Source organism: Nitrospira sp. (genome assembly GCA_024998565.1).
GTDB lineage: Bacteria > Nitrospirota > Nitrospiria > Nitrospirales > Nitrospiraceae > Nitrospira_A.
Genome location: JACOEM010000004.1, coordinates 193,720 through 208,446 on the forward strand (window position 1 = coordinate 193,720; position 14,727 = coordinate 208,446).

19 protein-coding genes are annotated in these 14,727 nt (G+C 58.8%); 7 read left to right on the forward strand and 12 right to left on the reverse strand.

Features of this window, described 5'->3' with window-relative positions; genetic code table 11:
- Nucleotides 1-563: 563 nt before the first annotated feature.
- The 5 genes from H8K11_08890 to H8K11_08910 form a co-directional block, all read right to left on the reverse strand.
- On the reverse strand, nucleotides 564-893 hold the full coding sequence (locus H8K11_08890; GenBank protein ID MCS6263863.1) for an Hpt domain-containing protein: 330 nt from the start codon (nucleotides 891-893) through the stop codon (nucleotides 564-566).
- Nucleotides 890-2,659: a response regulator gene (locus H8K11_08895; GenBank protein MCS6263864.1), complete on the reverse strand. Its 1,770-nt coding sequence runs from the start codon at nucleotides 2,657-2,659 to the stop codon at nucleotides 890-892. Before H8K11_08895 ends, H8K11_08890 begins: the two co-directional genes overlap by 4 nt.
- 82 nt (nucleotides 2,660-2,741) lie before the next feature.
- Nucleotides 2,742-3,746 (reverse strand): diguanylate cyclase, encoded by a 1,005-nt coding sequence (locus H8K11_08900; GenBank protein MCS6263865.1) that lies wholly within the window; start codon nucleotides 3,744-3,746, stop codon nucleotides 2,742-2,744.
- Between the two features lie 44 nt (nucleotides 3,747-3,790).
- Entirely contained in the window at nucleotides 3,791-4,438 is a 648-nt protein-coding gene (locus H8K11_08905; protein ID MCS6263866.1) for a response regulator, read from the reverse strand.
- A gap of 164 nt (nucleotides 4,439-4,602) precedes the next feature.
- Nucleotides 4,603-5,052 carry a GatB/YqeY domain-containing protein gene (locus H8K11_08910; GenBank protein MCS6263867.1) on the reverse strand — a complete coding sequence of 150 codons (450 nt, stop codon included), beginning with the start codon at nucleotides 5,050-5,052 and terminating at the stop codon, nucleotides 4,603-4,605.
- 173 nt (nucleotides 5,053-5,225) lie between these two features.
- Here H8K11_08910 and H8K11_08915 point away from each other — a divergent pair, with 173 nt between their 5' ends.
- On the forward strand, nucleotides 5,226-5,438 hold the full coding sequence (locus H8K11_08915) for a hypothetical protein (GenBank protein MCS6263868.1): 213 nt from the start codon (nucleotides 5,226-5,228) through the stop codon (nucleotides 5,436-5,438).
- Nucleotides 5,439-5,465: 27 nt separating this feature from the next.
- Here the strand turns inward: H8K11_08915 and H8K11_08920 are convergent, their stop codons facing one another.
- Nucleotides 5,466-6,896, reverse strand: coding sequence for an MFS transporter (locus H8K11_08920; GenBank protein MCS6263869.1), 1,431 nt, complete (start codon nucleotides 6,894-6,896; stop codon nucleotides 5,466-5,468).
- A 194-nt stretch (nucleotides 6,897-7,090) separates the two neighbouring features.
- Here H8K11_08920 and H8K11_08925 point away from each other — a divergent pair, with 194 nt between their 5' ends.
- Together H8K11_08925 and H8K11_08930 are read left to right on the forward strand one after the other, a co-directional pair.
- Complete coding sequence (locus H8K11_08925) at nucleotides 7,091-7,732, forward strand: hypothetical protein (GenBank protein ID MCS6263870.1); 642 nt, start codon at nucleotides 7,091-7,093, stop codon at nucleotides 7,730-7,732.
- 79 nt (nucleotides 7,733-7,811) lie between these two features.
- The gene (locus tag H8K11_08930; GenBank protein ID MCS6263871.1) at nucleotides 7,812-8,087 is read left to right on the forward strand and encodes a hypothetical protein; all 276 of its coding nucleotides are present in this window, start codon (nucleotides 7,812-7,814) and stop codon (nucleotides 8,085-8,087) included.
- A gap of 6 nt (nucleotides 8,088-8,093) precedes the next feature.
- Here the strand turns inward: H8K11_08930 and H8K11_08935 are convergent, their stop codons facing one another.
- A complete protein-coding gene (locus tag H8K11_08935; GenBank protein MCS6263872.1) occupies nucleotides 8,094-8,591 on the reverse strand; it encodes a glutathione peroxidase in 498 nt (165 codons plus the stop codon).
- A 141-nt stretch (nucleotides 8,592-8,732) separates the two neighbouring features.
- Nucleotides 8,733-9,650, reverse strand: coding sequence for a protease HtpX (htpX, locus tag H8K11_08940; protein ID MCS6263873.1), 918 nt, complete (start codon nucleotides 9,648-9,650; stop codon nucleotides 8,733-8,735).
- Between the two features lie 215 nt (nucleotides 9,651-9,865).
- On the opposite strand from htpX, the gene H8K11_08945 reads away from it, so the two are divergent.
- The 3 genes from H8K11_08945 to H8K11_08955 all read left to right on the forward strand — a co-directional run bounded on the left by H8K11_08945 (nucleotide 9,866) and on the right by H8K11_08955 (nucleotide 11,807).
- The gene (locus H8K11_08945; protein MCS6263874.1) at nucleotides 9,866-10,312 is read left to right on the forward strand and encodes a cupredoxin domain-containing protein; all 447 of its coding nucleotides are present in this window, start codon (nucleotides 9,866-9,868) and stop codon (nucleotides 10,310-10,312) included.
- A gap of 51 nt (nucleotides 10,313-10,363) precedes the next feature.
- Nucleotides 10,364-11,365, forward strand: a complete 1,002-nt coding sequence (locus H8K11_08950) for a squalene/phytoene synthase family protein (protein ID MCS6263875.1) — start codon at nucleotides 10,364-10,366, stop codon at nucleotides 11,363-11,365.
- A gap of 70 nt (nucleotides 11,366-11,435) precedes the next feature.
- On the forward strand, nucleotides 11,436-11,807 hold the full coding sequence (locus H8K11_08955; protein MCS6263876.1) for a hypothetical protein: 372 nt from the start codon (nucleotides 11,436-11,438) through the stop codon (nucleotides 11,805-11,807).
- Between the two features lie 132 nt (nucleotides 11,808-11,939).
- Here H8K11_08955 and H8K11_08960 read toward each other — a convergent pair whose 3' ends face one another.
- From H8K11_08960 to H8K11_08975, 4 genes are all read right to left on the reverse strand, one after another.
- Complete coding sequence (locus H8K11_08960) at nucleotides 11,940-12,236, reverse strand: hypothetical protein (GenBank protein MCS6263877.1); 297 nt, start codon at nucleotides 12,234-12,236, stop codon at nucleotides 11,940-11,942.
- Nucleotides 12,233-12,616, reverse strand: a complete 384-nt coding sequence (locus H8K11_08965; protein MCS6263878.1) for a hypothetical protein — start codon at nucleotides 12,614-12,616, stop codon at nucleotides 12,233-12,235. Before H8K11_08965 ends, H8K11_08960 begins: the two co-directional genes overlap by 4 nt.
- Before the next feature lie 63 nt (nucleotides 12,617-12,679).
- Nucleotides 12,680-13,030, reverse strand: a complete 351-nt coding sequence (locus tag H8K11_08970; protein MCS6263879.1) for a (2Fe-2S) ferredoxin domain-containing protein — start codon at nucleotides 13,028-13,030, stop codon at nucleotides 12,680-12,682.
- Nucleotides 13,031-13,068: 38 nt separating this feature from the next.
- Nucleotides 13,069-13,437, reverse strand: coding sequence for a hypothetical protein (locus tag H8K11_08975; protein MCS6263880.1), 369 nt, complete (start codon nucleotides 13,435-13,437; stop codon nucleotides 13,069-13,071).
- A gap of 162 nt (nucleotides 13,438-13,599) precedes the next feature.
- On the opposite strand from H8K11_08975, the gene ald reads away from it, so the two are divergent.
- Nucleotides 13,600-14,703, forward strand: a complete 1,104-nt coding sequence (gene ald / locus H8K11_08980; GenBank protein MCS6263881.1) for an alanine dehydrogenase — start codon at nucleotides 13,600-13,602, stop codon at nucleotides 14,701-14,703.
- Nucleotides 14,704-14,727: the final 24 nt, after the last annotated feature.

Here is a 14,727-nt window from a genome sequence, read left to right on the forward strand (position 1 = left end):
TGAGTGTTCTATATCGGACATCCTATTTGTAAGTCATTGTAAAACCGTGTATGGGATTGAAATGTTTCAGTACCTAATACATTGTTTACTTGTCGACTGGAGCCCTTTTAAGGCAAGACCTTGGCGCTCAAATACAGCCAATACAACTACGCCGCAAACGCAACCCCTGAAATTTTAAACGAAACCGCTTGTGCCAACGATGGGTGTAGCGGCTGCCCTCCACCAAACCTCATCTGTGCGATCCGAATCCAATCGGTTAGCTCCTTCCGTCCTGATCAAACCCGACACACCTCCTTGGGTGCCCCCGCATAGCCTTCTTTCCTGTCCCTGTTCTCATCACGAATTCTCCTCAGCATACTTGGCCGCAATCTTCAGTCTCTGCTTATGGTAGATCTCCGCAACGATCTTCCGCAGCCGGAATTCCTCGCGACTGCTCCTGCTGTGCCTGCATTGTTGCTGGGTACGCTTGGGCTTGTGCCGTCTACAATGTAGCGGGTCGAGCAGTCTGGAAGAGAGCAAGTCGCACGAATGAAGGGAGTAGAGCTAAGGGACGGGTACTGAACTCAGTGGATGTAGACAATCTCGACGCGCGCGAGGAAATCCTTCAAGCCGTTGAGTTGATCGTGTAGCGCCGAGAGATTGTGTGCCATGGCGGCCCGCTCAAGTTGGTCGCCGATCACGCTGATCTGATCGAAACCGTACCCGCCGCCGTCGCCTTTCATGCGATGGCCAAGCATGCGAATCGTGTTGAGATCGCCCTGCTTCAGGCAGGACTCGATCGTGGTGAGATCCCGCTGCCGGTTGGCGAGGAACCCGGGGATGATGGCTTCAAGGCTGGAATCAATACGGACGGGGATCTTGTCGGGGCCTGGTTCAGCATGATGGTGCATCATTGCGCTCGCGTCTTTTCATAGGCCAGGAGTAATTCCAGCAGCGTGGTTCGTTTCAGCGGCTTTGTCATATGGGCATTGCAGCCGGCTTCGAAGATCCTTGCCGATTCTTCTTTGAGTGCCAGGGCCGTGAGGGCAATGATTTGAACTGCGGGAAGACCTTGTTCCTGCTCCCAACGCCGAATGGTTCGTGTCGCGGTCAAGCCGTCCATGACCGGCATCTGCATATCCATGAGGATGAGGTCATAGTGCCCGTTTTGAAATTTTGCGACGCCGATCTGCCCGTTATCGGCCAGATCCACTCGATGGATGGTGTTCTTCAGATAGGACTGGATCAACACCTGATTGTCCGGCGAATCCTCCACCAGCAAGATCCGCAGGGATCGTCCTTGGGGTGTGACCGGGGGAGCGGCGCCTTGCGGAGAAGGTGAGAAGCCACTCTTACTGCGACCCAATGCGATGCTGATGGTTTGCTGAAGGTCGGAGCGTCGAATCGGTTTGACCAGGTAGCCGCCCAGGCCGAGGTCGTAGGTCTTGGCGATGTCGTCGGCCCACCGGTCGGAGGCAAGCATGATGATCGTGAGGTTGCTCAGCCTCGGATCGGCATGGATGCGTTCGATGACCTCAAACCCGTCCATTCCGGGCATCCGGCAATCGAGCAGGAGCAGGGTGAACGGGGCGTCGGACTTCAGCGAGACTTCCAAGGCCTCCATGGCCTGCTCGCCGCTGTCGGCTTCCACCACGGTCGCACCCCACCCGAACAGGGTTTCGCGCAGGATCAGCCGATTGGTCGGGTAATCGTCCACGACCAGGCAGCGGAGTCCGGCCAGGTTCATCGTGCCCGACACTTTCGATGGCGGCGGGGCTGTTTGCACGCCAAGCTGGACCACGCAGTGGAACGTGCTGCCTTCGCCGAGGGTGCTTTCCACCCAGATCCGGCCGCCCATGAGGGCTGCCAGCTGTTGCGAGATCGACAAGCCCAGCCCCGTGCCGCCGTACTGGCGGGCAATCGTGCTGTGCGCTTGCGTGAACGTGTCGAAGATGGCTTTGATCTTGTCGTGCGGGACGCCGATGCCCGTATCGCTGATCGAGAATCGAATCGCGCCCGGCGTTCGAAGCTCGGGATCGTTGGTGATACTCATGACCACCGAGCCCTTCTCCGTGAATTTGATCGCGTTGCCCAGCAGATTGAGCAGGATTTGGTAGAGACGGTTGGGATCGCCGATGAGATGGCAGGGGACATCGTTGGCGAGGTGGCAGACGAGTTCGAGGCCTTTCTCGTTGGCACGCAAGGCCAGCATTTCACTGGTTTTGTCGATCAGCTCGGACAGGTCGAAGTCGATCGAGTCCAGGTCCAGGCGGCCTGATTCGACTTTCGAGAGGTCGAGGATGTCGTTGATCAGGCTCAGCAGACTGGCTCCGGCGCGGCGAAAGATGCGCAAATATTTCCGTTGTTCCGGAGTGAGGGTGGTTTCCCACAGGAGATCGGCCATGCCGATGATGGCATTCATCGGGGTTCGGATCTCGTGGCTCATGCTGGCCAGGAACTCGCTCTTGGCACGGTTGGCCACATCGGCGGCATCTTTGGCCCGTTGCAGTTCTTCGACGCGGCGCTGCAATTCTTTGGAGACACGCTGAAGCGCCCGCTCGGCACGCAGGCGCGCGGCCTGCTCGCGTTGCAGCGCGGTGGATGGTCGGGAAGCGGTGCGGGAGAGACGTGCGGGAGGGCTCGAGGCGGTTCGTCTGGTCTGCGTGATACGTTTCGCCATGGCGTGGTCCGGTCGTCTCAGTCCGGCATGACCGCTCCGTCTCGCGAGTGGGTGACATGATGGTCGCGACGGCGGGAGGTCATCAATCTTTATGCGTGTGGTGCACGAGCGTCAGGACTCCGGCTTGCTTGGCTCGATTACGCCCTTCCTGCTTGGCCTGGTAGAGGGCCTGGTCGGCAGCCCTGATGAGATCGGTCGGCGCGGCGACGCGGCTTGGCACGGTGCAGGCGAAGCCGAGACTGATGGTGACGGGATCGCCGTTCGGATGTTTCATCTCTGCTTCACAGACTTTGCGCCGGAGCGTATCGGCGACCTGGGCCGCGCCGTCTACCGTGGTGCCGGGCAGCACGATGACGAACTCGTCGCCTCCGTACCGGGCCACCAAGTCGCCGGGGCGATTGACGTGGCTGGAGATGAGCTGGGCCACCTGGCGAAGACATTCATCTCCGGCCTGGTGCCCATGGCTGTCGTTGTACGTCTTGAAGTAGTCGATATCGAGCATGATGAGCGACAGCGGGGTCGATTCGCGCGCGGCCCGGCGCCATTCCTGGTCCAGAAAGTCGTCGAACTGGCGTCGATTGGTGATCCCGGTGAGCCCGTCGAGGCACGAGAGTCGCAACAGCATCTGGTTGGCTTCCTGCAACTGGCGCATCACCTCCAGCAGTTCCTGCTCGCGCGCGCGGCGCCGTTCGATTTCATGGACGAGGCGGAGCACGCACCGGACGCGGGTGAGCAGCTCGATCTTACTGATGGGCTTGGCGACGTAATCGATCGCCCCCGCCGCAAAGGCCAACTGCAGATCGACCGGATCCGTTTTTACGGTCACCATGATGATCGGGATGTCGCGATAGCGTTCGACGGCTTTGATCTGCCGGCAGGCTTCAATGCCGTTGGTGGCCGGCATGACGATATCCATCAGGATCAAATCCACCCGGCCCGCCATTTGCCGGGGGCCGTCGAGCCCCAGCAACCGGAACGCCGCGGCGGCGGACTCCGCCACAAAGGTTTCTTCGTAACCGGCATTGGCGAGGATGGATTGGATCAACAGACGATCGTCCGTCGAATCATCGACGATCAGGATACCCATGGTCAGTGTCTCCCTGAAAGTGTGTCGTAGGACGATGCTAGCAGCTAGTCTGGGTAAACGCCAGGGTAATGCTTTTTAATGCAGGGGGTGCAGAGACCATGACTGAATTCGGCTTCCGAATGTTGCTGGATATATTCTTCCAATTGTTGCCAGAACCCCTGATCGTTCCGGATTTTCTTGCAGGAGGCGCAGATCGGCACCAGGCCTTTCAGCACCTTCACTTCCCGCAGCGCCTGCTGGAGTTCGGCATTGCTGCGGCGCAATTCCATTTCGCGGGTTTTGCGGCAATCCATTTCTTTTTTCAGCATCAGCGCGGAATTCACCCGGGCGAGCAGCTCCACACTGTTGACCGGCTTGGTAATGTAATCCATGGCCCCGGCCGCAAAGGCCGCCTGCAGATCGCCCAGTGCGGTCTTGGCCGTAACGACGATCACCGGAATGTCCCGCAGGCTCTCCAGGCTCTTGATCCGTTGGGTGGCAGCGACGCCGTCGATGCCCGGCATGAGAAAGTCCATCAAGATGAGATCAACGGGCGGAGTGTGCTGAGGCGGCTCGGGCTGATCGATGCCAAGCTGGTCGTAGGCTGCTGTCGCCGAGTCTGCGATGAACAGGTCCAGATGGCCGGCTTTCTTCAAAATGGTCTTCAGCAGCAACTGTTGGTCGGGAGAGTCGTCGACGATCAGGATACCCATCCGCGGCCTCGTCTGGTTGGGGGCGTGGGAGCAGGTCCTGGACCTGCCTATCGGGCATGGTGAAAGCGGTTCATGCCCAGGGTTGCATCGATGTGATGCGACCTGTCAGAGCCGTATCGGCAGAATCGAGTAAGAGATTAAGAGTGGTGGTGCCGGCGGCACATTTAACGTTGAAGAGCGGCTTTGACCAGATCGCTGACGACTTTGCCGTCTACGGATTGGCCGGCCAAGCGGGCCATGACGGCTTTCATCACCTGGCCCATGTCTTTGAGAGACGTAGCGCCGGATTCCTTCACCGCGGCGTCGACGATCCGGGCCAGTTCATCGGAGGAGAGCGCGGCGGGGAGATACCCCTCGATGATGCTGATCTCCTGCCGTTCTTTCGTCGCCAGGTCCTGCCGGTTGCCCTTTTCGAATTGCTCGGCGGCTTCCTTGCGTTGCTTGATGAGCGTGGTCATGATCCGGCTCATGGCGGCATCGTCCAGATCTTGTTTCAGCTCGACTTCCTTGTATTGCACGGCGGCTTTGATCATGCGGATGACGTCCATGCGCAGTTGGTCTCGCGACTTCATCGCTGATTTGAGATCTTCGGTCAAACGGTCATGTAACGACATCGGGTTCCTTTCAGGAGGCGTCGGTGCTTATCGCGGAGGATAGCGTCTTTGCCGGAGGCAGTCAACGTGTGTGGGCCGGATGCGTTTTCGTGTTGAGCGCGGCGCAGCACTATCCCATAATGCCTTGTCAGGTCTGTGTGTAACCGGATGGGCTGATCGAAAGGGGGCGTGGCATGGAGTACAGGAGCGGCAGCGTCGGTGCGGGGATGCGCGTGATCGGCCTGTTGGGAGGATTGATGGCGGTTGGGGTGCTCGTGGCTGGCTGTGCGAGTGAGAAACCGAAACCCATGGCTCAACCGTCGTTGGAGCAGGTGAAGGGCAATGCCGATCGGGGGTTCGATAAGCTCAAGCAGGAAGAACGGGAACATAAGCCGGCCGGGATGTAGTCAGTCAAGGCATGGCGACGCGAACGGTTAGGGCGCGACGCGAGAATTTCTCCAGGGGAGCAGCGCCACGAGTGGCTTCACCAGCGGCAACTCCCACATCAGATGCCCTTGTGGCGGCGTCCCGATCTCTCGTGGCTCGCCGAAAGTTTTCAGCATGCTGAGGGCAATCAGCAATCGTAGCGCTCCGGAGAGGCAGAACAGGAACGGCAGGTTGGATGCTGGGGCGAGTTCCCAGAGGCCGAGCGAGAATTGCGCCGGGAGGATAGTGGCCAGCCAGCTGCCGGTCAGCGCCCCGATGCCCCAGCCGATGGCGTTGGTGGCATTGGCCAGGGCTACGCCTCTGGTGCGCTCGTGCGGACGGAGCGAGTCAAAGACATAGTTTTGGAGTCCGAGCGACAGTCCCGCCCAAATTACCCCGCCGAAAAAATTCAGGCTCAGTAGAAACAGATAGTGTTCGCTCAGCAAGTAGCCCATCGGCAGGAGCGGGACCGCCAGGCCTGTGACCATGAGCAGGGTCTTGTTCCCGTATCGATCGCCGATTTGCCCCCATGGGGCGAGGGTGAGGAATTGCGCCGAGATGCTGCTGGCCATCCAGCCTGCATACTGCAGGTAAGACCAGTGCAGATCCCGCAACAGGTAGACGACAAAGAACGGGCCGGAGATCAATACGGAGAAGTGCATGAGTCCTGAGAACAGCAGGAAGTGCCGGAAATCCGGCGTGGCGCTCTGAGCAAGAAAATGCCTGAATCCATGCGGAGCATCGATATGATGCACCGGCACCAGTTCGGAAACCCTGGTCTGGCAGCGGGTCGCTCCCACTCGCGCGGCGGCCGCACCGAGAAAGATGATGAGGAACCCGATCCAGCTGAGTTCCCATTTCTGCCCCAGTGTCAGGACCATCCCGGCAATGCCCAGGACCACAAAACTCGTCAACGCCGTCACGCGCGCTCGCTGGGCAAAGTAGGCCCCCCGGTTGCTCGTTTCCACGACATCGACTAACAGGCTATTCCATACCGGCGCCGTGGCATGTCCGAAGGCGAAATACAGCATGACGCAGCCGATCAGCAGCCAGGGACCATGCTCGGGCATGAGCAGGGGAAGCGAAAGGATCGGTAGCCAGCACAGGGCTTGTGCCCAGCCTCCACCGATCAGGAGTTGCGCAGGCATGCGGAGATATTGGAGCAGTTTCACGGAGAGGAGCTGTGCCATCATGCCGACCAATTGAGGCAGGGCGGACAGGATGCCGATGTGGAATGGAGAGGCATGCAGAAACAGCGCAAAGGCCGAGAAATAGTGTTCCCCGCCGCCCTGCGCGGCCGCTTGAAAGGCCGCATCGCGCACACCGTACCGGCGGCTTTCAGCCTTGGGATTTTGATCGGACGACTGCGCAAGATTGCCTGAAGGCTCAAGGTCATGAAGGGGGAGAGGCGCCTGCTGTTGAGGGACTGGTTGGTTCATGAGGTTGTGGATGGCAACGGAAGTATGTTGAGCACTATGATACGTGATGGTTGTCCGGATTATATCAGAGCCATTCAACATGGCCGGGGTTTGGAATGAATCCCTGCAGGCCGGTTGACCCCCTTCTCCACAGTGAGTACGATAATCCTATGGATCTTCCGATCTCAGTTGCATGCGGTCAATCAGTCAGGGGAATGAACGGACGGTGGGGCCTCTGCCGTCTGGCCGTCATGGTTGGTGTGATGGCGGGAGTGGGATGTTCCGTTGCGGTCGTGGAAGCACGGGACCTGATGGTTCCGAAGGAGCAGGCCACGACAGAGTTTGAACCCACCGAAACGCCCTCATTGGATGTACAACAAAAAGGCGTGCCTCAATCGCTGTTCACATGGATCAAGATGGCGCGCGGTTATGAGGTGGAGTGGGACACGTTCGGGAGAAAGGGATGGTACACCCAGGATCCCCGCTTGAAGCCCATTGCTCCGGGAACCACGCTGTTCTCTCCGGATACTCCGGCCGTCTATATCGTCTTTGAAGTGGCACCGCTTGAGGACCCGGCACAGTTTGCCGCTCAAGTGTTTTCCGTGGGCGCAGACGGAAAGATCGGCGATCGTGCAATCGTGATCGATAGTCTCGAGGTGCCGGGCCACGAGCGCTATGGTTTTCTGGAGTTGAAGAAACCGTCTGAGCAATGGCCGCAGGGAAACTATCTGGTCAAGATTTATATTACATCGTTAGGTCAGCAGCCCTTTCATGCCGTGAATCAGGTCGGGACCATGCGTTTTGCCGTGACCGACCAACCGCCCGCGCCCGCCTCGTCCGATTCCCCGGCCCGTTGAATATTCCCCGTCGCTTGGTCTACCTTCACTCACCGCCTCTTGAGGGCGCGGTGCGATTGTTTTACCCGGGAGCAGGTGCATGAAAGAGACCGATGCGGAAAAACTGGCGTTGTTGTACGAGCGGTTCTGTGATGTCTGCCTGGTTGAGAAGGAAGTGTGGACTGAAATCTATATGCCGCGGACGTTCAAGGACGGGACCGCAGTTCGAACCAATCTGCAGGACAAGTATGACGTGATCATCGACGATCAGGCGGTGGAAGATGCTTTGGAGGCGAATATCCCTCTTGGGAAGGCCGCACTGAGTGCGGCCATCCAAGAGTATCGAGCGCATGTCAGTTTTGTGAAGAAAAGCTGACCGGTCTTACTGCTTCGTGAGAAAGCGCTCTACGTCTTTCACCACTTCGTCGGCCACCGGTTTCGTGCGATGGTGGTAGCGCGCGACGACGTTGCCTGAGCGATCGACGAGATATTTCTGAAAGTTCCATTCCACTTCACCGGGGAACGGGCTCTGTTCGGTGAGGTACCGGTACAGGGGATGCTTGTCGCTCCCCTTCACGCTGATCTTACTGAAGAGCGGGAAGCCGACACTGTACTTGGTCAGGCAGAATCCCTTGATCTCCTCGTTCGTCCCCGGCTCCTGCTGGCCGAAATTATTCGCCGGGAAGGCCAGAATCTCAAAGCCCTTATCCTTGTACGTCTCATACATTTTCTCGAGGTCTGAATACTGCGGGGTGTTCCCGCAGAAGCTGGCGGTGTTGACCAGCATGATGACCTTTCCCTTGTATTGACTCAACGAGACGGGTTTCCCGTCGATATCGTTCAACGTGAAATCATAGACGGTCGAAGCTTTGGCAGCCATGCGCGTTGCTCCTTGTTCCGCCGCATCGACCGAACCGAGGCCCGTTGCAAGGGCGCCAAGCCCGAGACCCACTGCGAGTCCGAGGACCAGTACCTTCCATGAACAAGTCGGTCGAGAGATCGGCATATGAAGGCTCCTTGGTTAGAGACGTTCCAGCGCCGCGACACGCTCCTCAATGGGAGGATGCGTCGCGAGTAAGTGCAGAAACCCGGAGGTGTTGCCCGAGATCTTCATCGTGGCCAACGCATCTTGGGTCGAATATTCGAACTGGGCCCGGTTTACCCAGCGATCGATGGCCTGCAAGGCCTTGATCATGGACTCCTTCCCGTACACCTTAGCCGAGAAGGCATCGGCGGCATATTCCCGACGGCGGGAATGCCAGCTGACGACCAGCATGGCCAACACGGACAAGACCACCTGCAAGAAAATGTAGACCACGAAGCCGAGGATCGGGCTGCCGCTCTGGCCCTCTTCCCGGTCACCGCCCTGTGGCTGGGCTACCATTTGATACACAAAGTTGCTGATGTAATGGACGAAGGTGTTCATCAAGCCGGCGAGCACCGTCGTGGAAAACATATCGCCGTTGAAGACATGCCCCATCTCGTGGGCGAGCACCGCCTTGACTTCGTCTTCCCGCAGGTTGGCCAGCAACCCGGTCGAGACCGCGACCATGGCGTTATTCTTGCTCGGTCCCGTGGCAAAGGCATTCGGGTCAGGTGATTCATATACCCACACTTCGGGCATGGTGATATGGAGCCGTTCGGCAATCTCCCGCACGGACCCGTAAATCACCTGTTCCGCGTTTGTGCGTGGCTGGGTAATTTGAACGCAATCCAGCATGGCGCGGGCCATTTGTTTGGAGAAGAGCAAACTGATGAATGCGCCGCCGAACCCGATGACCAGCGACCAGACCAGCAGTTCCTGACTAAAGGCTCCCCGGACATCGATGCCGAAAGCCGGCAGGACGACGTTGACGAGCACTCTGACCGTAATCGACAGGGTGAGATAAATGAGAATGTTCGAAATGAGAAGCAGCCCGATACCCTTCAACGACTTCATATCTGTCCTCCTTGGAGGTCCGTTCTCCTCGCTCCCTCGTTCTACGGAGAGGAACGAACCTTGGATGTTATTATACCGGATCCTGAGCTGATTATTGGCCCCTGGGCATGGGGATTTCTTGCGTCTCGCTGTGGAGAGATAATACCAGGTTCCCGGTCAGTCAAGTCGACGGCTCGGTTGACCGGCTCCGCGAGCTTCTGCTAGAACCGTTGCCTATGAGCAGGGCCTCTGGTTTTCTGCAGGTCGGGTTGGTCTGCGCGCTGATGTGCGGCGCGGTCATCGCCCCTGCGCTCGTGCATGCTGCCGATCAAGCACCTCAGGTTCCGCCGCTTCAGGTGCCGGTTGATCAACTCGACGGCATTCAGCGGGCGACCCTCATCCTCGACAGTTACTCCTATACGCCCGGTCATGTGATCGTCCAGGCCGGAAAGCCGGTTGAATTGCTCCTGACCAGCATCACCACGATTACCCCGCATAACTTTATCCTCACCAACGAGGCTGCGGGGTTATCGATCGAACGGGATGTGTCCTCGGGCCGTACGGTCACAGTGCAGTTTACGGTGAAGACGCCCGGTCGGTATCCCTTCTATTGCGACAAGAAGCTCCTGTTCTTTCCGAGTCATCGGGAGAAGGGGATGGAAGGTGTGCTGGAAGTTAGATAAGAAGGTTGCCCCACGGCTATCGACTCCGCAAGACACGAACTGCTTCACGGCATCCTCAAGCAGGTTTCCCGGTCGTTTTATCTGACCCTCAACGTGCTGCCGGCGACGGTGCGCGACCAGATGGGCTTGGCCTACCTGTTTGCGCGTGCCGCCGACACGATTGCCGATACCGATCTGATCGGCCGCGAACAGCGCCTCCGCTATCTCACCCAGTTTCGAACGCAGTTCAGTTCCAGCGCTGCGGCGCGGAGTGACGTGCACGCAATTCAAGTCGGCTTGATTCCTCATCAAGCCGACTCCGCAGAACGCGTGTTGCTCCAGCGATTGGAAGATTGCTTGGCCCTCTATGATCAATTCGATCCAGCCGATCAAGAACGGATTCGATGGCTGATGGGAGTGTTGCCGGACGGGATGGCGATGGATCTTTCACATTTTCAGGGCGATTCGGCTCAGGACCTGACGGCGTTTCAGACCCTGGACGAATTGGATCAGTACACGTACTACGTCGCCGGTTGTGTCGGTGAATTCTGGACCCAAATGGTCTGCGCACATTGCCCGTCGATGTCGGATTGGGATGTGAAGAAAATGTCGGCCATCGGGGTGCGATTCGGCAAGGGATTGCAGCTGACGAACATCGTGAAGGATCTGGCCCGAGATCTCCACCGCGGCCGCTGTTATGTGCCTGAACGGCTTCTCCGTGAGGCGGGCCTGACTCCGGTTGATTTGCTGAATCGAGAGAACCTGCCGAAGTTCAGACCGGTATTGATGCGCTTGATCAACATGGCAATCGAACACTTGGATCAGGGCTGGATGTACACCATGGCCCTGCCGCGCCTTGAAATTCGTCAGCGATTGGCATGTATGTGGCCGATTCTGTTGGCGGGTGAAACGCTGAAACGTGTGGCGGCTGCGCCGGATCTCCTCGACCCGGCGGTCAACATCAAAGCGCCGCGCTCTGTCGTCTATCGCGTGATGGCGATGACCACCGTCACGGGCGGTTGCGGATACGTAGGGACGGCCTACTGGGGGCGCTTGCGGAAGCAGATCGTCTGATCAGGGCATCGTCGACCTGCCGACATTCTGGAGGGCGACCGTTGCCGTGAAATGTGTTGCGGAGCACTGGATGATCCGACTGCTCGGTGCGATGTATGGAGTGGTTGCCATATGGTTCACTCCGGCCATGGTTCTGGCGGTCCTTGCGCTGCTCGGTCTGCTGGTGAATCCTCGTGTGATCGGACTAAGGCATCTGCTCCTTGAAGTTGCAACCGTGTCGTTCCAATTCGGATGCGCTGTGCTCGCGTCTGTGGGGTTATGGCGTTTGCGACGGTGGGGCCTGAGGGTGGCGTGCGCCTACAATCTGGTGTGGGCCGCAGTGCTCAGCAGGCATGCCCTTGAGAGCGGAGGAAGTCTTTCGTTCCAGGCCACGGTGCCGCTCGCGTTGGTGCTGCTGGCTGTACTCCTGCTGCTGCCCGCGGTTAGAAGTGCGACATTCTAGGGGGCGGAGGCAGGGCTGAATCGGACAGATGCTCGGCACAAGCCAGTGATCATGCCGTTGCGGTTCCGCCCCATCAGGATCGGCGCTCATGTCGTCCAGTGCGTGGTGCGCCGTCCGTCATGCAGACTTCCTCTACTTCTTCTGCGGCTCCAGCAATTTTTCGCCTTTCTTGAATACCGCATAGATCGCTTGTGACGGGCAGGCGTCCAGGCAGAGCCGGCAGCTTTCCAGGCAGCGGGAAGGATCGAATTTGTAGGGCGGTGTGGAGAGCCAGGCGCTGGTCGGGCAGATGGGGACGCAAATGGCTTGATGGGTGCACCGGTCGGGATGGCGAACCAGGTGATCGCGAATAACCAGCATGGGTTTCACTCCTTCGAAGAGACCTTGGGAGAAGATCTCGAACATGTTTTTCTGTGGGAGACTGCTCACTTCCACTCCTTGACCAGGTCTTTGAGCCGGTCTTTCAACTCTGGGATCTGTTCCATATTGTTGCGAATCGCCCCGAGAATATTTTCCAGGCGGGCGGTGCGTTGTGCATCCTTGTCTTTCTTCAGCAGCTGATCGTATCCGATATAGGCTTCGGGGTGTTTTGGCTCGAGGTAGCTACGGGCTGCTTGCAGGGCTTCACCCAACTCATAAGGCTCCGTCGTCAGCGGCGGAAGCACCACAAACGAACCGTCTGTGCAGATCAGTGCGGCCGCGCCGGCCTTGCTCTTGAGCGGGGTGACCGCTTCGACCGTTTTCCCGGCGAGTGCTTCCCAGTGACGGAGCAGTCCGGGGAAGGCTTTCATAAAGGCCACCTTTTCCATGTTGGCCTTCCATTTCTCGTCGGCTGGCATTGAGATCTCGCGCGAGTCAGCAGGGTGATGAGTTTAGGCTTTCAACGGAGAGAGAAGCGGGAGCGGGGCCTGGTCGGCCATCAAGAGTCGTTCGACCACTTCTCCCTTGACGATGTGCCGCTCCATGATTTCCTTCACGTCAACTTCGGACGTCACGCGATACCAGATTCCCTCGGGATAGACCACCACGGTCGGACCCTGTGCGCAATAATCGAGACAGCCGGCTTTGTTGGCGCGGACGACGCCTTTCAGATTGAGTCGCTTGGCCTCCTGCTTGAAGCAGGCGTGGAGCGCATCGGAGCCGAGCTTGGAGCAGCTGCCGCGCGGGTCATCCGGTTCGCGTTTGTTGGTGCAGACAAAAATATGTCGCTGATAGCCGGTCATGTCAGCAAGTCCGAGGTTCCAGGGTGCGATGTAACGGATCAGGCGCGGGCATGAAATTGCTCGATCAACTGCTTCACGTCCGTCGAGCTGAGGAGTGATGAGCCGGCGGCCTGGGTGCCTGCGATAGCGGCAATTTCAGTGAGGCGCAACTGCGCCCGTTGCTTGGCTTCAGGTTCCGACAGGGCGGAGGCCTGCCCCTTGGCGAGTTTGTCGAATTCAGCGCGGATGTCGCGGAAGTCCCGCTGCAGATTCTTCATCATGGAGCAGGGTTCACAATACCATTTCGGGCTTTGATCCGAAGCGGGGGACAGCCGGTCATAGGTCCGCCCGAAGAAATCTTTTCCCAGCGAAAACTTCATCAACGGTGCGCCCGCGGCGCTGCAGGCATTACAGGATCCGGCGTCCATGCGTGAGGTGCTCCTCTTAAGGGGAAATGGTCGATAGTCTGCGAATCTTACCGCACTGAACTTTCGCGTAGCAAGGTGCGCCGCTTCCTGACGGTAAACCCGCTCGGCCATGTATAATGCGGGGTATCAGGGTAAAACGGTGTGGGGCGCAAGGAGGCGGCTATGATCATCGGGGTTCCGAAGGAAATTAAGGACTACGAGTATCGGGTGAGTCTGACGCCTGACGGCGCTCGTGTGTTGCTGCAGGCGGGGCATCAGGTTGTGGTAGAGCCGTCGGCGGGGCAGGGGAGCGGATTTTCAGACGACGCGTACCGGCAGGCCGGCGCTCAGGTGGCCGGCTCCAAAGCCGAGGTGTTTCAGCAGGCGGACCTCATCGTGAAGGTCAAGGAGCCGCAGTTGTCCGAGTGTGCGCTCTTTCGACCAGGGCAGGTGCTGTTTACCTATCTGCATCTGGCCTCGTTGCCGGATCTGACCAAGGCGTTGGTCGCGGCCGATATCATGGCCATTGCCTACGAGACCGTCGAGGCCAGAGATCACAGCCTGCCGATGTTGCGGCCGATGAGTGAGATTGCCGGGCGCCTGGCCGTGCAGGTCGGAGCCCATTATCTCGGGACGGTACAGGGAGGGCGCGGTCTCCTGCTGGCCGGCGTGCCCGGGGTACCGCCGGCTCATGTCGTGGTGTTGGGCGCCGGCGTGGTGGGAACGTCGGCAGTCAGAATCGCCGTGGGCATGGGAGCGCGGGTGACCGTCATCAATCTGGATCTTGATCGGCTTCGGTTTCTCGACGATCTGTACGGCGGACGAATCGCGACATGCGCAGCGACCGAGTCGGCTATCGAACGCGCCGTCGTCGATGCCGATCTGGTCATCGGAGCGGTGTTAGTGCCGGGGGCGCGCGCGCCGAAGGTCGTTTCGAGAGCACTCGTGAAGAAAATGAAGCCGGGTTCCGTGATCGTGGATGTGGCCGTGGATCAAGGCGGGTGCTGTGAAACCACCAGGCCGACCACGCACTCGGAGCCGGTCTATGTGGTAGATGGCGTCCTGCATTACTGCGTCACGAACATGCCGGGCATCGTGCCTCACACCTCAACTCTAGCCTTGACCAACACCACGCTCCCTTATATAGTCCGGCTCGCATCGGAGGGAGTCGAGAAAGCCATTCGTGCAGACTCCGGTCTTGCCAAGGGTGTGAACGTGATGAACGGTAGAATTACCTGCCAAGGTGTGGCCGATGCACACGGCTTGCGTTTTACCCCTGTGATGTAAGACAATCCGGCTTCCCGTTTCTGG